The sequence below is a fragment of the Vibrio sp. Vb0667 genome, assembly GCF_033391095.1.
Map to the genome: position 1 here is coordinate 472,754 of NZ_JAWPOL010000002.1, position 18,615 is coordinate 491,368.

General features: G+C 44.4%; 20 protein-coding genes. 12 read left to right on the plus strand and 8 right to left on the minus strand.

Translation table 11 applies throughout. From position 1 onward, the window contains the following. The first annotated feature begins 207 nt into the window (after positions 1 to 207). Together R8269_RS04795 and yidZ are read left to right on the plus strand one after the other, a co-directional pair. Positions 208 to 1,413: an MFS transporter gene (locus tag R8269_RS04795; RefSeq protein ID WP_053307823.1), complete on the plus strand. Its 1,206-nt coding sequence runs from the start codon at positions 208 to 210 to the stop codon at positions 1,411 to 1,413. Next, positions 1,388 to 2,344 (plus strand): HTH-type transcriptional regulator YidZ, encoded by a 957-nt coding sequence (gene yidZ, locus R8269_RS04800; protein ID WP_033907131.1) that lies wholly within the window; start codon positions 1,388 to 1,390, stop codon positions 2,342 to 2,344. The genes R8269_RS04795 and yidZ overlap by 26 nt, the downstream gene beginning before the upstream one ends. Positions 2,345 to 2,595: 251 nt before the next feature. Here the strand turns inward: yidZ and R8269_RS04805 are convergent, their stop codons facing one another. After that, the gene (locus R8269_RS04805) at positions 2,596 to 2,841 is read right to left on the minus strand and encodes a hypothetical protein (protein WP_033906842.1); all 246 of its coding nucleotides are present in this window, start codon (positions 2,839 to 2,841) and stop codon (positions 2,596 to 2,598) included. Positions 2,842 to 2,881: 40 nt separating this feature from the next. Further along, positions 2,882 to 3,097, minus strand: a complete 216-nt coding sequence (locus R8269_RS04810; RefSeq protein ID WP_005375557.1) for a DUF3820 family protein — start codon at positions 3,095 to 3,097, stop codon at positions 2,882 to 2,884. Positions 3,098 to 3,241: 144 nt separating this feature from the next. Here R8269_RS04810 and R8269_RS04815 point away from each other — a divergent pair, with 144 nt between their 5' ends. Next, positions 3,242 to 3,550 (plus strand): cysteine-rich CWC family protein, encoded by a 309-nt coding sequence (locus tag R8269_RS04815; protein WP_080276966.1) that lies wholly within the window; start codon positions 3,242 to 3,244, stop codon positions 3,548 to 3,550. 38 nt (positions 3,551 to 3,588) lie between these two features. Here R8269_RS04815 and R8269_RS04820 read toward each other — a convergent pair whose 3' ends face one another. Continuing rightward, positions 3,589 to 3,933 (minus strand): HopJ type III effector protein, encoded by a 345-nt coding sequence (locus tag R8269_RS04820; RefSeq protein ID WP_005375560.1) that lies wholly within the window; start codon positions 3,931 to 3,933, stop codon positions 3,589 to 3,591. A gap of 199 nt (positions 3,934 to 4,132) precedes the next feature. On the opposite strand from R8269_RS04820, the gene R8269_RS04825 reads away from it, so the two are divergent. Continuing rightward, positions 4,133 to 5,902, plus strand: coding sequence for a choice-of-anchor I family protein (locus R8269_RS04825; RefSeq protein ID WP_065275386.1), 1,770 nt, complete (start codon positions 4,133 to 4,135; stop codon positions 5,900 to 5,902). Positions 5,903 to 5,973: 71 nt separating this feature from the next. Here the strand turns inward: R8269_RS04825 and R8269_RS04830 are convergent, their stop codons facing one another. Together R8269_RS04830 and phhA are read right to left on the minus strand one after the other, a co-directional pair. Beyond that, the gene (locus R8269_RS04830) at positions 5,974 to 6,312 is read right to left on the minus strand and encodes a 4a-hydroxytetrahydrobiopterin dehydratase (protein WP_005375563.1); all 339 of its coding nucleotides are present in this window, start codon (positions 6,310 to 6,312) and stop codon (positions 5,974 to 5,976) included. Further along, positions 6,302 to 7,096 (minus strand): phenylalanine 4-monooxygenase, encoded by a 795-nt coding sequence (phhA, locus tag R8269_RS04835; RefSeq protein ID WP_005375564.1) that lies wholly within the window; start codon positions 7,094 to 7,096, stop codon positions 6,302 to 6,304. Before phhA ends, R8269_RS04830 begins: the two co-directional genes overlap by 11 nt. 222 nt (positions 7,097 to 7,318) lie before the next feature. Between phhA and R8269_RS04840 the strand changes: the two genes are divergently transcribed. Continuing rightward, a complete protein-coding gene (locus tag R8269_RS04840; RefSeq protein ID WP_065275388.1) occupies positions 7,319 to 9,292 on the plus strand; it encodes an acetoacetate--CoA ligase in 1,974 nt (657 codons plus the stop codon). Between the two features lie 149 nt (positions 9,293 to 9,441). Here the strand turns inward: R8269_RS04840 and R8269_RS04845 are convergent, their stop codons facing one another. After that, positions 9,442 to 10,017: a class I SAM-dependent DNA methyltransferase gene (locus R8269_RS04845; RefSeq protein WP_017821100.1), complete on the minus strand. Its 576-nt coding sequence runs from the start codon at positions 10,015 to 10,017 to the stop codon at positions 9,442 to 9,444. A 171-nt stretch (positions 10,018 to 10,188) separates the two neighbouring features. Between R8269_RS04845 and R8269_RS04850 the strand changes: the two genes are divergently transcribed. Together R8269_RS04850 and R8269_RS04855 are read left to right on the plus strand one after the other, a co-directional pair. Beyond that, positions 10,189 to 11,067, plus strand: coding sequence for a LysR family transcriptional regulator (locus tag R8269_RS04850; RefSeq protein WP_005375568.1), 879 nt, complete (start codon positions 10,189 to 10,191; stop codon positions 11,065 to 11,067). A 176-nt stretch (positions 11,068 to 11,243) separates the two neighbouring features. Next, positions 11,244 to 12,137, plus strand: coding sequence for a cation diffusion facilitator family transporter (locus R8269_RS04855; protein WP_065275389.1), 894 nt, complete (start codon positions 11,244 to 11,246; stop codon positions 12,135 to 12,137). Positions 12,138 to 12,288: 151 nt separating this feature from the next. On the opposite strand, the gene yddG is transcribed toward R8269_RS04855, so the two are convergent. After that, complete coding sequence (gene yddG / locus R8269_RS04860) at positions 12,289 to 13,191, minus strand: aromatic amino acid DMT transporter YddG (RefSeq protein ID WP_065275390.1); 903 nt, start codon at positions 13,189 to 13,191, stop codon at positions 12,289 to 12,291. Positions 13,192 to 13,311: 120 nt separating this feature from the next. Between yddG and R8269_RS04865 the strand changes: the two genes are divergently transcribed. From R8269_RS04865 to R8269_RS04880, 4 genes are all read left to right on the plus strand, one after another. Continuing rightward, the gene (locus tag R8269_RS04865; protein WP_165439042.1) at positions 13,312 to 13,461 is read left to right on the plus strand and encodes a hypothetical protein; all 150 of its coding nucleotides are present in this window, start codon (positions 13,312 to 13,314) and stop codon (positions 13,459 to 13,461) included. Between the two features lie 12 nt (positions 13,462 to 13,473). Next, on the plus strand, positions 13,474 to 14,124 hold the full coding sequence (elbB, locus tag R8269_RS04870; RefSeq protein ID WP_065275391.1) for an isoprenoid biosynthesis glyoxalase ElbB: 651 nt from the start codon (positions 13,474 to 13,476) through the stop codon (positions 14,122 to 14,124). Positions 14,125 to 14,457: 333 nt separating this feature from the next. After that, positions 14,458 to 15,606: an L-threonine dehydrogenase gene (yiaY, locus tag R8269_RS04875; RefSeq protein ID WP_042521463.1), complete on the plus strand. Its 1,149-nt coding sequence runs from the start codon at positions 14,458 to 14,460 to the stop codon at positions 15,604 to 15,606. A gap of 149 nt (positions 15,607 to 15,755) precedes the next feature. Continuing rightward, positions 15,756 to 16,832, plus strand: coding sequence for a PQQ-dependent sugar dehydrogenase (locus tag R8269_RS04880; protein WP_064354600.1), 1,077 nt, complete (start codon positions 15,756 to 15,758; stop codon positions 16,830 to 16,832). Positions 16,833 to 16,859: 27 nt separating this feature from the next. Here the strand turns inward: R8269_RS04880 and R8269_RS04885 are convergent, their stop codons facing one another. Beyond that, entirely contained in the window at positions 16,860 to 17,855 is a 996-nt protein-coding gene (locus tag R8269_RS04885) for a S66 peptidase family protein (RefSeq protein WP_149191580.1), read from the minus strand. A 124-nt stretch (positions 17,856 to 17,979) separates the two neighbouring features. On the opposite strand from R8269_RS04885, the gene R8269_RS04890 reads away from it, so the two are divergent. Continuing rightward, positions 17,980 to 18,594, plus strand: coding sequence for an HAD family hydrolase (locus tag R8269_RS04890; RefSeq protein WP_258477377.1), 615 nt, complete (start codon positions 17,980 to 17,982; stop codon positions 18,592 to 18,594). The last annotated feature ends 21 nt before the right edge of the window (positions 18,595 to 18,615 follow it).

Consider the following 18,615-nt stretch of genomic DNA (forward strand, 5'->3'; position numbering starts at 1 on the left):
CGTTGTCTATTTAACTAATGTAGTGGACTCGGTTGTATAGATTACTTTCTCCCAATACCACGGTTCTTCTTAGGGCAAATTTGACTGCTATAGCCACAATCGTTACTGATGTCGTATATGGAAATACCTGTTGTCAGAAAGGTAACGCGCCAAGATGAGTAATGTTGCATATCATCCTCGTAAGCCCAATTCCTTCACGAGGTAGTAATGGAAAAAATTAATTTATCCCGATATCTGATATGTAGCTTCGCCTTTGTGTTGCTTTATCCTACGGCAATAGATCTCTACTTGGTTGCTTTACCACAAATCGCCCATGACCTGTCTGCCAGCGAATCACAACTTCATATTGCTTTTTCTATTTACCTCGCTGGTCTAGCATCGACTATGGTTTTTGTTGGGCGAACTGCTGATTGTTTAGGACGCAAACCTGTTGCCATTTGCGGTGCAGTGATTTTTACCCTTGCATCAATGTTCGCGGGCTCTGCTGAGACCAGTAATAGCTTCCTAATAATGCGCTTTTTCCAAGGCGTAGGTGCCGCATGTTGCTATGTAGTGGCCTTTGCCATTTTGCGTGACACTCTAGGGGACCCAGAGCGAGCTAAGGTTCTATCGATGCTTAATGGAATTATCTGCTCTATTCCAGTACTTGCCCCCGTGATCGGCAATCTGATTATGATCAAGTTTCCGTGGCCCGTGTTATTCACTGCCATGGCGATAATGGGTGTTGTGATAGGTTTAATTGCTTGCTTTGTCTTGAAAGAAACCTTGCCTAAAACCAAGCGCACAACTTTAAAGGTGAGTGAAGCTTCGAACGAATCACTATCTAACCGCTTTTTCATATCGCGCGTTATTTATACATCTTTAGGCGTCACAGCTATTCTCTCTTATGTAAATACGTCACCAATGATAATAATGGATTCAATTGGTTTTACTCGAGGCGAATATTCAACAACGATGGCACTACTCGCGATGGTAGGTATGACGACATCGTTTTCAGTTCCATTTGCTCTTTCTTGCTTCAAACAAACCACATTGATGTTCGCTGCACAAATGACCAATTTTCTGTCGGCTATCGTTATTCTCGCGGCTCACTTGAATAGCGATAGTCCGACACTTTATATGGTAGGATTCACTCTGCTCAGCATGAGTTTTCCAATGGGGTTTGGTGTGGCGATGAGCCAAGCGTTAAGCCAGTTCTCACGCAAAGCTGGACTTGCAAGCTCTATGCTTGGCATAGGTCAGGTTTCTTGGTCTGCACTTTACATTTGGTTGATGGCGACGCTAGGTGTGTCGGCCGTGATGATGTTAATGATAGCGTTGGTTGCTAGTGGCGTTATTGGACTCTCCGTAATATTATTATTTCCAAATCATAACGTTAGTGAGCCTCATGAAGAAATCTCTTGCCCGACTTGATCTTAATTTACTGCTCACTCTGCAACTGCTACTGCAAGAGCAGAGTGTTACTAAAACGGCGAAAAAACTTAATGTAACTCCCTCAACCGTGAGTAAGTCTCTAGGCAAACTACGCGCTTGGTTTGATGACCCGCTTTTTGTGAATACGCCGCAAGGCCTAAAACCAACAAATCTCGCGACAAACGTGCAAGTGCTTTTGTCAGACTGGATGCAGATCGGTAACCAGATTGTTTCACTCAGAGGTGATGATGTTCCAAGCGGAGTTAAATTTCATCTTGGAGTAGAGTCGCCATTGTCACTCATCATGGTCGACGAACTGACCAAACGAATCCATGACTTTTACCCAGACTCAACGGTAAAGTACCATAACTGGGATGAGGACTCATTAGATGCCATCACTAGCGGTGAAGTGGATATTGGTTTTACTGGCCGCGAAAGCCATCCTCGCTCCAAAGAGTCGTTAGAACTGCTACCGTATTTCATTAACTTCGAAGTGTTGTTCTCAGATTTACCTATGGTGTATGTCCGCAAAGATCATCCTGCGCTCAAGCAAGAGTGGAATTTGGATACTTTCTTAAGCTATGCCCATATCAATGTAGCATGGGAGAAAAATGACAGTTGGGTGTTGGATGAGATCTTGGCTGAGCAGGGACACACTCGAAACGTTAGCCTAACGATGGCGAGTTTCGAGCAAGCTTTATTTGTTGCAGAAAAGCCCGACCATCAAATGTTAACCACAGCACCAAAATATTGTCAGCGATACTGCGAACAGCTTCACCCCAACTTAATAGCGTTGCCTATCCCCGTTGCTGAAGATTATCAGCACAAGCTACTGATTCCATTTACTATGATTTGGCACAAGCGCAATAACCAGAACCCTAAAATCGTGTGGTTGAGGGAGACGATAAAGAGCCTGTATGGCACAAGTTGAACAGTTAATGTTTAAGTACATTTAAAGTAAAGGAATAGACATTCTCCCCCTTTATGTTGTCAATAAGCGTAGGAGTGTGATCTTGCCTTCTATTAGATTAAATACTTGAAAATCTTGAACTCTATTATCCACTTCGAAATTGATTTCAGCTCATTTGGGGACAAAAAAGAGTCAGCCTAACGGTCTGGCTCTTTTGAATGAAAAAATAGTCTGGTGGGAGAACTTGTAAGGCTGTGGCAGGTTACACTCACTTACTCCTTAGGCAGGTGACCAGTTTCCTTCGCAAGCTTTTGCATCGCCTCGGCAAACGTTGTTGTCCCGCCTTTAGCTTTAAGCTGTATTACCTTATATCCCAACTTTTCCAACGCTTGGCGCTCTGCCAAAACAGCTTTGTCATTGTGTTGGCTACCTTGAGCTGGCTGATGAATGTAACATCCCTCTAGTTTACCATCTTCGACCAATTGGTGATGTTTCAGTGCATCGATATCAAAATTCATAATAAGTCTTTTCATTAAGAGTGGGAGTTTCTGTGGCTAGTTACATACGCTTCAAAGGCTTCACGACACTATCTAAGCCTTCAATTTTGAGCGCTAAACATAGCTTGAGCAAATCCCCTAGCTCGCCGCTTGGCCAGCCCTTTTTATCAAACCACAGTAAGTATTCTTCAGGCAGGTCGATTAACACTCGCCCTGCATATTTCCCAAATGGCATTTGCATTCTAGCGAGTTTAATGAGGTTTTCTTTTTCTAACATAAGTGACAGAGAGTTAAGGTAACTCGTCCAAGGGTAACACTGGTTCTCCCTCCTCACCAGCAAATCGCAGTCACGTTTATTTTTGGCGGCCTTGACTCGCTTTATGCTAGAGTACGCGGCATAAAAAATGAGAACGAGAAAGCAATGAAGTCACCTTGTCGAGCTGCATGTAAAAATAACGCCGGAATATGCTCTGGTTGTCACCGAACGATGGATGAAATCATCCAATGGAAAGACAAAACCGATCTCCAACGAGATGCGATTATCGAACAAATCGCAGGAGAAGATTCAACGCACAGTTGTCCTGAGTGCGGGACTCAAGCCCATTGTGATATCGCCGCAGGCAAAGAGACATGCTGGTGCTTTACTATTGAAACCCGTGATTTACCCAAGCCAAGCGCCAACCAACTGTGTTTGTGCCGAAAATGTCTAGAAAAAAAGCCAGTCGCGTAATACGACTGGCTTACTGATCATCGTTTTCTGACTGGTGTTTATTTAGCGGTTAAAGCGGACGCTTCAAACTTAATGCCTTCCCACCCTGTCACCATAAAATTACGAATATTCTGGTGATCGCTGTTCTCTGGATGCTGCAATACATCTTCACGATAAAAACGGCCAAAGCAGGCTAGCGTCGCTTCTTTGTCTAGGTTGTTTAGCAAACCGAAAGCGAAGATCTTACACGAACCGTTGTTCTCGCCTGCATTGTTTTGTGTCTCACCATTTACAAAAGCGGTTGGCTCAAACGTATAGTTATCTTCGATCACCGCCATCGTTGCTTCAAATTCGACCTGCTCTGGTGACGCTGCCAATAAATCTAAAAACGATTTTAATTCCATTATTCCTCTATCCCTACTTCATCATATTGATGACACATTAGTTTCATAAAAAGCCAATATAAGAGTCATCAATCATACATATATTCAGAGCCTTACCAAATCAAACGTCATTCAGCGCTCTATCATTCCAATTGCGGAAATGGACAGCAGCATAAAACCCATGCTGATTGACAACCTATCGGATTGATAAGGAGATATCATGATCACCCCTTTAAAGGCAATCGGTGTACTCGCATTGTCATCACTTGCCATCGCGTGTTCATCACAACCCGAAGATACCGTGGCTTCATTCGCTACACAATGCAAACCTACCACTGCACCCGTTACTGGGGAAACGTCAATTCAAGGTTTAACGTTTATCGGAACATCCGTTGCTGATGCTCCATTCGACACATCGGCAGCTGAAATCGTCAGTTATGACGCTTGTACGGATAAACTCTATGTGGTTAATGCTCAAGCAAAACGTGTCGATGTACTTTCTATGGATGACAACGGCGTACCAACGCAAAGCGCATTCATTGATCTCAACAGCGCTGGCGAAGCAGCGGGCATTGAAATTGGCGCAGCAAACAGTGTCGCTGTATTCAATGGTTTGGTAGCAGTTGCGATTGAAAACAGTAATAAACAAGCGAATGGTATTGTTGGCTTGTACCGCTCCGGCGATTTGTCATTAGTCACGACTTTCCCAACAGGCGCATTGCCAGACATGGTTGGCTTCTCAAAAGATGGCCGATACATCGCAACCGCTAATGAAGGAGAACCAAACAGCGATTACAGCATTGACCCTGAAGGTAGTATCACTTTGATCGATCTGAGCCTTGGTGTTACTCAAGCAGAAGTAACACAAATTGGCTTTAACGAATTTGATGGTTCACGAAAAGCAGAGCTCCCAATGAATGTGCGTATTTCGGGGCCAAACGCCACCATCGCACAAGATCTAGAGCCGGAATACCTCACTTTTGCAGATAACGGTAAAATCTATGTCGCGCTACAAGAAAATAACGCCATGGCAATCGTCAATCCAGAGAGCAAATCGGTAGAAAAAATTGTTGGCTTAGGAGAGAAGTCTTGGTCGGGCGCTAAACTCGATGCATCCAACAAAGACAAAATCATTGGGAACTTGAAAAGCTACCCACAACTGGTTGGCTTATTTATGCCTGACACCATCGACAGCTACTCAGTGAATGGGAGTACTTACATCGTATCTGCAAATGAAGGCGACGGGCGTGAGTACAGATTCAAAACCACTCAAGAACTGTGCGACAAAGCTGGCTTTATGTGGGATGAAGACGATTACCTCGGTACAGATGAATACACATCTGAGCAAGGGAGCTGTTTAAGCCATATTGATGAAGTGCGCGGTAAGAAGCTGAAAGTGGCAGCAGAACACCCATTGGCAGAGGCACTAAAAGACAACAAACAACTCGCGCGTTTAAAAGTGATTAAGCCGGAACAAACGCTTTCTGCACAAGAGAATGTTCAATCATTTGGCGCGCGTTCATTCTCGATTTGGGATGAAAACGGCAAGTTGGTCTTCGATAGTGGTGACGATTTCGCGACTATCGCGCTGCTGAATGAAGGCAAGAACTTCAACAGCACCAACGATAACAATAATAGTGGCGATGACCGAAGTGATGATAAAGGCATTGAGCCAGAGGCGATTGAAGTAGCACAAATTAACGGCCGCCATTACGCGTTTATCGGCTTGGAGCGTCAAGGCGGTATCATGATTTATGACATCACAGACCCGAAACAAGCGCAGTTTATACATTACGTCAACCGCCATGATTACAATCAACCAGTGTGTACAGAAGTCGAAGATGGCGAATGCATGAACGATACATACAATCCAAAAGCAGGCGATTTAGGTCCAGAATCCATTAATTACTTTACCCGTAATGGTGGTCATTTTATCGTCGTTGGCAATGAGGTATCGGGCACGACATCCGTCTTCCGAATCAATCTATAAAGTAATGTAAAAGTCATTTAGAACCAAAACGCCCGACGTAAGCCGGGCGTTTTTTTGTATGAGGTAATGTCCTACTCTGCCGATGCTAGCGCGTCACACTTTGATGCGCAGATAAAATCGTTTTTATGCAGACCTTTGATAGAGTGACTCCACCACGTTACGGTAACCTTACCCCATTCCAACAAAATAGAGGGATGGTGGAACTCATCTTCTGCCAGTTCCGCGATTTTGTTACTGAAAGCCCATGCTTGTTTGAAGTTCTTAAATTTATACACCTTTTCTAGTTGAGGTATATCTTCTCTTTCAATGATCTGCCAATCAGACAATTGCAGAAGCAGAGACTGTTGCTCTTCTTTGCTTAGTGCAATGGCATCGATACTACAAGCTTCGCATTTTTGTTCATTCAACATGAGCAGGTTCCTTTGGTTCAAAAAGTGGAGGAAGCAGTCCAGCTTCAATCGCTAGATCGGCTTGTTTCAATAAATTTAACTGACTAATTTTAAAGAGCTGAGAAAAGTCATCAATCACGTAATACTTCGGTTGCATGATGTCGATACGATAAGGCGTTCTCAGCACTGTTTGTAATTCAAATGGGTCGCGAATTGCTGCATCACTCTCTAATGCGTAGAGGGTTTCGCCAGGAGATGAAAGAATACCACCACCGTAAATTTTGGTTTTGTCCCCTTCTTTCACCAAACCAAACTCTACGGTAAACCAGTAGAGACGAGCGAGATAGGCTCTTTGTTTTGGGGTAGCGGCTTGCCCTAGTTGACCATAATGCTCGGTAAATGCAGCAAAGTCTGGGTTGGTTAACATCGCGCAATGACCAAATATTTCGTGGAAGAAATCTGGCTCCTGTAAGTAATCGAACTCATCTCTTGTACGCAAGAATGTGGCGACTGGAAAGCGCTTATTACCGAGTAGATTAAAAAATCGGTCGAAATCAATAAGCGCGGGAACGGGCTCCACTTGCCAACCTGTTGTCTCCATCAAGACACGATTAATTTCTGGCAACTGAGGAACGCGGTCTTGAGGTAAATCAAGCAGCGTCAAACCGTGTAAATAAGCCTCACAAGCTCTGTTTTGGATCACACCCATTTGTCGTGTTACCAAATCTCGCCAAATGGCGTCTTCTTCACGGCTCCATTCAACCCTGCCTTCCTGGTTTACGGGTTTAGAACGATACTGGGTCATGGCTCATCTCCATTAACAAATCCTTTACATTAAGCCTATCTGTAGTCTTAAGAGCTTCCAATCCCTGCGCGATTTTCTCAGCATCATCCCGATGTAACATATTGTTTACAACTCATCGTAACTGCATGATTTTTATGACACGATATAATATCTGGCTTGTTTGACTTTATCGTGTATTCCTCTCAAACTAAAACCTGTTATCACTTTGTTATAGAGGGACCTATGCGCGAGAGCAGCAAAGTATGGCAACCGAGCGAAAGTCGTATCGAAGAAGCCAACATTACACAGTTTATTGAACACATTAATCGACAAGGAAATACCCTTGAAAGCTTCGCTGATCTGCATCAATGGTCACTCGATCATGTAGAAAAATTTTGGCAGGAAGTTTGGCTATTCTGCGACGTCATCGGCACTCAGGGAGAGACCATAAAAGAGCGAGCAGAAAGTCGCTGGCAGCAACCTGTTGAAAATAGGGATATAAAATGGTTCCCAAACGCGCAAATTAACTACGCCGAAAATTTGCTAACCTACGCGTGTCACCAACCCGATTATCTCGCGATTTGGTTTGAAAATGAACGTGAAGAAAAACAGACCTACACCTGGAAACAGTTGTGCGAAGAAGTTTCGAGTGTGCAGCAATGGTTGAAAGAATGTGGAATTAAGCAAGGTGATGTCGTCGCTGGTTATTTACCTCACCTACCTCAAACGGTGATAGCTATGCTAGCAACCACCAGTTTAGGGGCGACCTGGACTTCCACCTCACCTGATTTTGGCGTCGAAAGCGTTTTGGAGCGCTTTGGTCAAGTGAAACCCAAAATCCTGTTTACTTGTGATGGCTATACATTCAATGGCAAAACTTTCGATATGTCTGAGAAAAACCAGCATATTGCGGATCATCTTGATGGTCTTAAACAAGTTTGCCAAATTAGCTACCTTAAACCACACATTTTTGAATGCGATGTCTGCACCCAAGATTGGCAAAACGTCCTGAATCAATACACACCCGAAGCGCTGACTTTTACTCGTGTGAATTTTAACGATCCGCTATTTGTGCTTTATTCTTCAGGCACAACAGGCAAACCGAAATGCATCGTTCATTCCGTCGGCGGAACGGTGCTTAATCACTTGAAAGAGCATCAACTGCATTGCGATATTCAACCGAACGACCGAGTGTTTTACTACACAACCTGCGGCTGGATGATGTGGAACTGGCACGTTTCTTCACTCGCGAGCGGTGCATGTTTGGTGATTTTTGATGGTAGCCCTGTTTACCCCACTCATAATGTGCTCTGGGACCTCGCAGAACAAGCCGAAGTGACGCTATTTGGAACCTCAGCAAAATACCTAGAGGCGCTGGAAAAAGCATCTTTTTCTCCGCAGAAAAGTGATGCATTTTCAAGTCTGAAAACCATTTGTTCGACTGGCTCTGTTCTGTATCCAGAACAGTTTGATTATGTCTATCAGCACATTAAAGAAGATGTACACCTCGCCTCGATTTCTGGCGGAACAGATATTTGTGGCTGCTTTGTATTAGGCAACCCTATTTCTCCCGTTTATCGGGGAGAGTGCCAATCAGCAGCGTTAGGGGTCGATGTCCGAGTCTTTAACCCACAAGGTAATAGCGTAATGGGAGAGCGCGGTGAGTTGGTTTGTGCCAATTCATTACCCAACTTCCCTGCTGGCTTTTGGAACGACACCGGTGAGAGATATCATCGCGCTTATTGGGATAAATTCGACAATATTTGGCACCACGGCGATGATGTTGAACAGACCAGCGTTGGGGGATACGTGTTTTATGGTCGAAGTGATACCACGTTGAATCCCGGTGGCGTAAGAATCGGCACGGCCGAAATCTATCAGCAAGTGAACTGTATAGACGGTATTCTAGATTCGATCGCAGTAGGAAAAGAAGTCGATCGCAACGAACAAATATGGCTGTTTGTCCAATTAGTCAAAGGGGTAGAGCTCAATGACGAGATGATCGCTTCCATCAAAGCACAGCTAAAGTCTGCATGTTCTCCAAGGCATGTACCTAGTGCGATTTACGCAATAAGCGATATACCTAAGACACGCTCAGGAAAGCTGGTCGAGTTAGCCGTTAAGCAAGTCGTTAACAACCGAAGCGTCGAAAATTTAGGCGCAATAGCCAACCCTGAAGTGCTGGAGGAGATACGCAGGATAGTCGTCTCAAAATAACCTCCGAAGACTTAGTTGTTCGAGTATGTCCTTGCCTGCACCACGACGACTTGTTTAGAGCAAGTGAAGTTACATATACCCTCAGCAGATAAGAAAAAAGCGAGCTTGTTAGCTCGCTTTTGTCATTTTGTGTTCTTTATTCAGCAGTATTAGCGGCGACCAAGCCCCATTAATACCGACATTGTTTTACCGTCAGATGTAATGTCAAAAACGTGTTGCGATTCAACTTCAGTAAAGCCTGCTTCTTTCAGTGCACGCTCAGACTTCGCAAGGGTAAAACCGTCTTGTTCACATTCTGCAATCCAATCAAAATGAACAAAATAGCCGCCGTGGTTAAGTAGAGAATGCGAGATCGTTAATGACGCGTCTAAGTCTTCCACGAACGCTAAAACTGATGATGCAACCACCAAATCGAACTGTCCACGAAACGCAGGGTGCTGAGCGACCAAGCCGCGAGATAGTGCATCTACCACAGGTTCTACGTTGACGAGCTCTTTTTTATCGAGTTCCTCAATCATGGCTTCCGATGCGTCTAATGCTACGATGTCTTTAACCATCGGTGACAATCGTTGACTTAACTGCCCTGTTCCGCATCCAAAATCTAGTACTTTAATGCCATCAAGCTGAGTTAGCTGTTGTAACTGCTCAAACACCGACTGCGCAAATTGCTCTGTTGCTGGATTTGATTCCCAGTTTTTTGCTAAGCCGTCCCAATCTTGTGCCATCGTGGCCTCCATGTTCACTTTTTGTAACCCACATAGATTACCGCAAAACCGTTAAAAGACCATAGACTTATCTGGCGGATTCGCGTTTTTTTCGATAATCTTTCATGGCTTTGGGAGCGCATCTGCATAATACCCAAATTATTTGAATTCATTTATTGGTTGTGTCAAATCATGAACTTAACTCAAGTAGAAGCCTTCTGCACCATCGCTGAGTGTGGTTCTGTTTCTGAAGCGGCAAGGCAACTCGACTGCAATCGCACCAAACTCAGTATGTCGATTAAGGCATTAGAGAAAGATCTCGACGTTGAATTGTTTAACCGAACTGGCAACCAGCTCACCCTCTCTGAAGCTGGTAAAGCCATTTACAAAGATTGCGAACACCTACTTATCATCGCACAACGGGTCAGAAAGACCTGCGCTCAAATCTCGGAAGGGTTTAACGCGGAAGTTTGGGTAGCACGTGACGACTCCTTACCTGATGATCTCTGGCAAGAATTATCTCATACATTGAATAACCGCTTTCCTTCAACAACCTTCAACTTAATCTTGGCATCCAGTGGCGACTTAGCCAACTTGGTCAGTACCCACCAAGTAGATTTTGCTTTCGGCGTTGATTATGAGCGAGTAGACGATCCTCGTATCGTATATAACCCTTTAGGTAAGATACGTATGATGTCAGTATGCAGTGTAGAACACCGCCTAAGTAAGATGCGCCGTGTCTCAGACGAAGATCTACGTAGTCAGATGCAAGCACTAATGGTGTACCTAAATGAGAAAGACAACCCTGAACTGCAACCTTTCTCGACTCGATATATTGGTTTTTCGAGTTTTGACTACATGCTGAACACCATCTTAGAAGAAGACGCTTGGGGCGTGCTTCCTGAACCATTAATCCGCCATTACCTTCGTCAGCAGAAGCTCGCCGTTATCAAACACACATACGGCTTGACGCAAGAAGACTACTGTATGTTTTCACCTAACGGCCATACTGAGCATCCAGCAATGACGTGGTTAGCAGATAAATTGAGCGAGTATTTATTTGACTTCTAAACATTTTATCAGTGAGCGTCAATTTTACTGACACCAAGAAATCATAGTAAGCCATTGTTTTATAAGAACATAAATAAAAACGCAATTTTTTAGATTAGTTACTGGTCACTTTGTGGTTGCCTAAATTACCTTATGAGCGAAGAATAGTAAGGTATTAAAATTCAAAGGCATCTTTTATGTGTGACAGGACAAGCAAAAACGAAAACCGTATTCTAACCATTTCAGCCCTTTTGGCATCTGGGTTCGCTGCTGGTGGTATGGTACTTGGCTTGCTTGTAGGCTCAATTGTAATCGTTTTTGACGGTGTTTACTCTTTGGTCAGCTTACTGTTAACTTTATTGTCACTGGCCGCTTCTTACTATATTAACAAGCCTTCAAAATCTGTATTCCCATTTGGAAAAGCGGTCTTAGAACCAATCGTTATTGCGATAAAAGCAGCCGTCATTTTAGTGGTTGTAAGCTTCTCTCTCTACTCTGCGATATCAGCATTGATGTCTGGAGGTCGCCAGGTCGATGCTTCTATTGCGACCTTATTCGGCATCGTGAATGTTATCGGTTGTGGTTACGCTTGGTGGTTTATGGCGAAACGCAGCCGCCGCTTCTCATCAGGCTTGATTGAAGCGGAGAAAAAACAGTGGCAAATGGATACTTTGTTGAGTGTGGCGGTGACCGTAGGATTTATCTCGGCTTGGGCTGTTTCACTAACGCCATTCTCTGAGTATGCGGTATATGCCGACCCCATGATGATGGTTTTAATGGGCTTTTATTTCCTCAAAGTACCGTTCGATATGCTAGTAGGTGCCTTACGTGAACTACTAATGATGACACCAAGCAAAGAGCTGTGTCAGAGCGTTGGCAAAGATGTTCTTGAGATTGAAAAAGTAACTGAGCATCAATTGAAACTGGCTGGCGTAACGAAGGTGGGCCAAGAGCTACGAGTAAATGTGGACGTACATATTGATGACGACACATTGGAGCTTGATACACTAGAGCACACTCGTAAGCAGCTTATCAAGCGACTGTCGAAGCACAGATTCAAGCTTCAACTACACTTGAACGTCGCTTATTAGAGCGCCACCAAAGAGCCGTTAAAACTCAATAAAAAGCTCCCAATCTCGGGAGCTTTTTTAATTTTTTCGATTTAGTTGCTTCGTATTCGAATACAGCTCGCAAGGGAGATCTGTTCGTTGCTCACTTAAATTCTCTGATCTCGTTGGTAACTTACCCAGCCGCTTCGCGCTTCTCTTTGGTGACTAACCAACACATCAGCGAGCCCACCGTTACCATCACAACGCCCTGCCAAAAGCTATGGCTCAGAGTTACGCCAAGAATAATAGAAGAAAATAAAGCGGAAAAAATGGGCGTGAAGTAAGACAAGGTGGCGAGAAAAACCATATTGCCGCCAACGATCGCGATGTTCCATAAACCATAACCACCAGCCATTAAAGCCGCAGAAGCCACTAAGTACCCCATCGCTTCCCAACTGAATGTCATTGGTGGCTCATCGGTAAACGCATATTTGATCCAAAGCGAAACAGCTGTTGCAATGAAAAACAGGGTAATCGCATTATGTTTAGATTGCTGCTTTTGGGTTAAGTTGCAATAAAAAGCCCATATAACCGCCCCAGCAAAAGCCATAAAATATACCAGAGGGTTACTACTAACATTGGACATGATCTGAGTTATGGATAAGCCATTCTCACCGCTCACAGTCCAAGCAACCCCAACAAACGCCAGCGTAACTGCTGGATAAAGCAACCAGTTTGTTTTTTTATTGCTGCCAAGGACCGCAAATAAAACCGTCAGTGCGGGCCAAAGGTAGTTGACAATCGACACCTCAATTGCCTGCGCGCGCGAGTTGGAATATCCCAAAGATAAAGCGAGAAATATTTCATAACAAACGAACATCGCACCACCAAGCACAAGATACTTGGGAGAAAAGTAAGACAACTTTGGAATACCGACCACGATAAGAAGGAAAACAGAGCTAAGAGAGTACAACATGGCTGCCCCGCCTACAGGACCTAAACTCTCCGTAACCAACCTCGCGATGCCAAGCAGACAACTCCAAGAGAGAATCGCGATACAACCATAAAGTGTGAAACGAAATTGCACTGATTTCATGTGACCTACCACTCACGAATGCCAAAGGAAACGTCAGCTTAACTCAAAAATGATCAGGTTCAACGTACTGTTTTATAAAAATCAGTATAAAAATCATTCTATTAAGCCGTTGGAGTTGATATGAAACATTTTCTGCCCTCTAGTGTTATGCTTACACCCTTTGTTGTGCGCTACTATGATGAAGATGACGACGAGAGTGAAAACGTTAAAACACACTCGGAAACGCATGGTCTAGATAGCGAAGAGCAATCTAAGGAACGTTCAGAGTAAAGGAATCCAAACATGAAAAAAGTCGCAGTCATTTTAAGTGGTTCAGGCGTTTACGACGGTTCTGAGATCCACGAAGCAGTGTTGGCGCTCTACGCCATCGAGAAAGCAGGGGCAACTTGGCACTGCTTTGCACCTAACATTGACCAACTCCACGTCATCAATCACCTAACTGGTGACGAAATGGATGAAGCCCGTAACGTACTGATCGAATCAGCTCGTATCGCACGCGGAAACATTGACGATGTTGCCAAACTTAACGTTGATGAATACGATGCCCTACTGCTTCCAGGTGGATTTGGTGCTGCGAAAAACTTAACCGACTTCGCCGTTTCAGGTGCGGAGTGCTCCATTAACACACACGTAGCTCAAGCTTGTCGCGCGTTTGCTAATGCGAAGAAACCAGCTGGCTATCTGTGTATTTCTCCTGTCATTATTCCGATGATTTATGAGCAAGGCGTGAAAGGAACGGTAGGCAACGATGAGGCAGTCTCAATAGCATTTAATCAAATGGGCGGTGAACACACCACGTGCCCTGTCGAAGGCATCATTTTTGATGAAAAACACCTCGTACTTTCAACCCCTGCTTACATGTTGGCAGAGAATATCTCTCAAGCGGCTTCAGGTATCGAAAAATTAGTATCAAAACTGATTAAAATAGCTTAATTATTAGTAGTTAGCTTATAAAACACTTCCCTATCCCCATTGATAATTAAGTTATTAATGGGGATTTTTTATACTTTAGTCGAATTTAGAGATATATCCGCGTCAGAAGTCAATTTCTGCCAATCGTTTGCGTCCATAGTTTCATATTTGTTCTACTTTATATCAGTGTTGCACTTATACGCAGTGCAACAAGATCACTGTCACAGTTTTTCTCTTGCAAGTACCTCTAAGTAGGTAAACTTGCTTCAGATCAACTTCAATCTGGAAACGAATGTGCGACAGTAAATGGCAAATTAAGAAAGATTATTAAAAATAACGACGGAGCTATCCAATATGACAAGTGCATTTTTTATCCCTACGGTAAACCTAATGGGCGCTGGTTGTTTGAAAGACGCAGCAGACAGCATCCAATCTCAAGGCTTTAAAAAAGGTTTGATCGTTACGGATAAGATCCTTAACCAAATCGGTGTAGTCAAACAAGTTCAAGACCTTCTCACTGAGCGCGATGTAGCAACCGTTGTGTTTGATGGTACTCAACCAAATCCAACTATCAGCAACGTTAACGACGGCTTAGCACTTCTTACTGATAACGAATGTGACTTCGTTGTCTCTCTAGGTGGTGGTTCACCACACGACTGTGCGAAAGGTATCGCGCTTGTTGCTTCTAACGGCGGCAAAATCGCAGATTACGAAGGCGTAGACCAGTCTGCAAAACCAATGATGCCACTTATCGCAATCAACACGACGGCAGGTACTGCATCTGAAATGACGCGTTTCTGCATCATCACTGACGAAGAGCGTCACATCAAGATGGCTATCGTTGATAAGCACACAACACCGCTTATCTCGGTAAACGATCCAGAGCTAATGCTAGCTAAACCTGCTTCGCTAACTGCGGCAACAGGTATGGATGCCCTAACTCACGCGATTGAAGCTTACGTATCTATCGCAGCAACACCAATCACTGATGCGGTAGCAATTAAAGCGATTGAGCTTATCCAGGCTTATCTACGCACAGCAGTGAAAAACGGTGAAGATCTAGAAGCTCGTGAACAAATGGCATACGCGCAGTTCATGGCGGGTATGGCATTCAACAACGCGTCTCTAGGTTACGTACACGCAATGGCACACCAGCTAGGTGGTTTCTATGACCTTCCACACGGTGTTTGTAACGCGATTCTTCTACCTCACGTACAGCGTTACAACGCGCAAGTATGTCCTGAGCGCCTACGTGACGTAGCAAAAGCAATGGGCGTAAACGTAGAAGGCATGTCTGCTGAAGCAGGTGCAGCGGCAGCAATCGACGCTATCGTTACTCTAGCGAAAGATGTGGGTATCCCAGCAGGTATCAAAGAGCTTGGTGCGAAACTAGAAGACATCCCAACACTAGCAGACAACGCACTGAAAGACGCTTGTGGTTTCACTAACCCTAAACAAGCAACTCACGAAGAAATTTCTAAGATCTTCGAAGAAGCGATGTAATCTCGCTAACTAAACAATTCTCTAGCCTTAATTCAATCCCCGATCTCGTATCGGGGATTTTTTACATTCATATACAAGTGAATCTCTGCCAAACATAGTCTTTTAGTGTTAGCTTTTAAGTATTAACACGATTCATATTGGAAGGAACCATGAGAACGATTGCTGCTACCCTACTCGCTTGTTTATCCTTTTCTGCCAACACTGCCGAATACCGCGCCAACGAAGTGGCGAATGGATTTCAGATCCCTTGGGGGATCGAGTTCTTAGATAATCAACGCGTTATCGTCAATGAAAAGAACGGTACGGTTTCGTTGCTGGATATCACCACAGGCAAACCTCAAAAGTTGTTTAACGTTCCCAATTTGAACACCAGTGGACAAGCTGGCTTATTGGATGTCGCGCTCGCACCGAATGCCGATAAGCAAAACCCGCAACTCTTCTTTACCTACAGCAAGCGTACGAGCAAAGGCAATACGGTGGCGTTAGCGACGGCACAATTGCAAAACAATCAGCTTGTAGGTTGGAAAGATCTCTTTGTTGCTGATGCCTTCACCGATACAGGTCGCCACTACGGCAGTCGAATTTCATTTATTGACGACAAAGTTTACTTCTCAATCGGTGACCGTGGCGAACGTGATAATGGGCAAGACACTCAAACTCATGCTGGCAGTATTCTGCGCCTTAACCTTGATGGTTCGGTTCCGCAAGACAACCCATTCAAACCTTCCGAAGCTCGCCCTGAGATATGGAGTTACGGGCACCGCAACCCACAAGGTATGTTTTACGACGAAGCAACAAAACAGCTGTGGTCGATTGAGCATGGACCACGCGGCGGCGATGAAATTAACCTAATCAAGAAAGGCGCAAACTACGGCTGGGCTAAAGTCTCTCATGGTAAAGAATATTGGGGTCCGTTGGACGTCGGGGAAGCTAAGTCGTTACCGGGAATGGAAGATCCAAAGTTGGTATACATCCCTTCTATCGCACCTAGCAATATGATTTTGTACCGTGGCGATAAATACCCAGAGTTGGACGGAAAAATCCTCGCCGGTGCATTGAAACTGGCGCACATCAACGTGGTTTCTATTGAGAATGGCAAGCTTACCGAATCAAAAAGATTGATGGAGAATCTTGGTGAGCGAGTAAGAGATATAACCATCAGCCCCGATGGCTATATCTATTTTTCTACCGACAGCGGCAAAATCTTTCGTCTTGAGGAGAAATAGTTTTCTCTGACGAACGAGTCAAAAAAGCTAGCTCTTTAAACTCACTGCCACCGTTTCATTGTCAAAGTCGAGCGTCATGGTCGAGCCCAATGGAACGGTAAGCATTGGGTGGGTATGACAGCTATCAAAGTCATACAAAATTGGCAGTGGTTGACCGTTAAGTACTTCTAATAACACGTCTATAGGTGCACGACCTGTGCCTTTATCGTTAAACTTTTCATGCTTGCCAAGAACAACTGCACTGACTTTTTCAAACACACCGGATAGTTTGAGCAGCGCAAAAGAACGTTCGACCGTTTCAATGCCCTGCAAACAATCTTCCACTAGCAAAATATCGCCTTGTTCGATACTCGGCATAAACTTACTTGCCCAAATACCCGTCATGGTATTGAGGTTGCCACCAATCAAACGTCCGGTGATCTTTCCTTCACCTTTGAAGTGCCACTGGTTTTGCAAGGTTTGCTTTGCACGGTCTTGCTCGCCCCACTCTATCCATTCATCTGTCCACCCTAGTGGCATTGTGTATTGATGCTCCAAGCTATCTAACGTATTCACTATCGATTCGAACGAAGCGAAGGTCTCGTCCACCAGTGGCGGAAACTCCCCCAGAGATGCCACCAAAGCAGGACCATAGAAAGTGACGATGCCGGTTTGTGCGTAAATGCCCATAAGCAAAGCTGTCACATCCGAATAGCCAACAATGATCTTGGGATCTTTCTTCAATGCCTCGTAATCAATGTAAGGCAGCAATGAGTTACTGTTGTAGCCGCCAATGGTCGACATGATACAGCGCACTCCAGGATCACGAATCAGCGCATTCAATTCTTCTACTCGCTCTTGAATCGAACCCGAGCGATATTGGTCAGTTTTGCCCGTTAAGCTACCTGCTTTTAGCTGGTAACCATGGGATTCCACATACGCTTTGGCACGTTCAAAACGCGCAGATGCGAACACCGTGGCTGGAGAGGATGGCGAGAAAAAGCCGATGGTGTCGCCTTTTTGTAATGGCTTAGGAATGATCATGCGCGTCCTTGTTTTGTGATACATGGTTGATTTATTTTCGTACAATTTAAGCAGAAGAATCTAAACTTAACAATAACCTTTTGTTTTTTAAAACGATAGTTCGGTTAAGTTGTACGAGGTCATTATGATTCCATTCCCTTTACAGCTCGATAAAATTAAAGCCGTGGTGTTTGATTTAGACAACACCTTGGTGAGTTCTGATATGAACTTCGGCGAATTGCGACAACAGCTAGGTTGTCCGCAAAGTGAAGATCTATTGGATTTTGTCGACGCACTTGAGCATCCTCATCATCGAGAGCACGCTCATAACGTGATATTTGATTACGAGATTTCTGATGCTGAGCAATCTGCTCCAATGATTGGCTGCCATGAATTGCTCGCCCACTTGCATCAAAATGAAATCAAAACCGCTATCGTGACGCGCAACTGCCAAATCGCCACGCAGCGCAAACTCGAGCACAACCAAATCTCAGTGGAGCGAGTCATCACTCGTGAATGCTTCCCGCCCAAGCCAGACCCTTTGTCTCTGCAGGTATTAGCGAAAGAGTGGCGTTTGATGCCTAATGAAGTGCTTTATGTCGGCGATTACCTTTACGACTTACAGGCAGCGTATAACGCACAGATGCCCTCTTGCCTTGTTCATCACGGTAATCAAGAAACTTTCAATGATTCAGCCTCGTTGGCGCTTAATGAACTCAGCGATTTATTGAGCCATTTCCAATCCTTACCACGCAAATAAAGCACACATATAAAATACGCA

What these genes read in the sequence shown, in the direction of transcription:
- R8269_RS04845 (WP_017821100.1), bottom strand. Translation starts at nt 10,017, where the DNA reads ATGGCACAAGATTGGGACGGCTTAGCAAAAAACTGGGAATCAAATCCA.
- R8269_RS04825 (WP_065275386.1), top strand. Translation starts at nt 4,133, where the DNA reads ATGATCACCCCTTTAAAGGCAATCGGTGTACTCGCATTGTCATCACTT.
- R8269_RS04830 (WP_005375563.1), bottom strand. Translation starts at nt 6,312, where the DNA reads ATGTTGAATGAACAAAAATGCGAAGCTTGTAGTATCGATGCCATTGCA.
- yddG (WP_065275390.1), bottom strand. Translation starts at nt 13,191, where the DNA reads ATGAAATCAGTGCAATTTCGTTTCACACTTTATGGTTGTATCGCGATT.
- R8269_RS04840 (WP_065275388.1), top strand. Translation starts at nt 7,319, where the DNA reads ATGCGCGAGAGCAGCAAAGTATGGCAACCGAGCGAAAGTCGTATCGAA.
- R8269_RS04810 (WP_005375557.1), bottom strand. Translation starts at nt 3,097, where the DNA reads ATGTTAGAAAAAGAAAACCTCATTAAACTCGCTAGAATGCAAATGCCA.
- R8269_RS04820 (WP_005375560.1), bottom strand. Translation starts at nt 3,933, where the DNA reads ATGGAATTAAAATCGTTTTTAGATTTATTGGCAGCGTCACCAGAGCAG.
- R8269_RS04815 (WP_080276966.1), top strand. Translation starts at nt 3,242, where the DNA reads ATGAAGTCACCTTGTCGAGCTGCATGTAAAAATAACGCCGGAATATGC.
- phhA (WP_005375564.1), bottom strand. Translation starts at nt 7,096, where the DNA reads ATGACCCAGTATCGTTCTAAACCCGTAAACCAGGAAGGCAGGGTTGAA.
- elbB (WP_065275391.1), top strand. Translation starts at nt 13,474, where the DNA reads ATGAAAAAAGTCGCAGTCATTTTAAGTGGTTCAGGCGTTTACGACGGT.
- R8269_RS04865 (WP_165439042.1), top strand. Translation starts at nt 13,312, where the DNA reads ATGAAACATTTTCTGCCCTCTAGTGTTATGCTTACACCCTTTGTTGTG.
- R8269_RS04880 (WP_064354600.1), top strand. Translation starts at nt 15,756, where the DNA reads ATGAGAACGATTGCTGCTACCCTACTCGCTTGTTTATCCTTTTCTGCC.
- R8269_RS04885 (WP_149191580.1), bottom strand. Translation starts at nt 17,855, where the DNA reads ATGATCATTCCTAAGCCATTACAAAAAGGCGACACCATCGGCTTTTTC.
- yidZ (WP_033907131.1), top strand. Translation starts at nt 1,388, where the DNA reads ATGAAGAAATCTCTTGCCCGACTTGATCTTAATTTACTGCTCACTCTG.
- R8269_RS04795 (WP_053307823.1), top strand. Translation starts at nt 208, where the DNA reads ATGGAAAAAATTAATTTATCCCGATATCTGATATGTAGCTTCGCCTTT.
- yiaY (WP_042521463.1), top strand. Translation starts at nt 14,458, where the DNA reads ATGACAAGTGCATTTTTTATCCCTACGGTAAACCTAATGGGCGCTGGT.
- R8269_RS04855 (WP_065275389.1), top strand. Translation starts at nt 11,244, where the DNA reads ATGTGTGACAGGACAAGCAAAAACGAAAACCGTATTCTAACCATTTCA.
- R8269_RS04890 (WP_258477377.1), top strand. Translation starts at nt 17,980, where the DNA reads ATGATTCCATTCCCTTTACAGCTCGATAAAATTAAAGCCGTGGTGTTT.
- R8269_RS04805 (WP_033906842.1), bottom strand. Translation starts at nt 2,841, where the DNA reads ATGAATTTTGATATCGATGCACTGAAACATCACCAATTGGTCGAAGAT.
- R8269_RS04850 (WP_005375568.1), top strand. Translation starts at nt 10,189, where the DNA reads ATGAACTTAACTCAAGTAGAAGCCTTCTGCACCATCGCTGAGTGTGGT.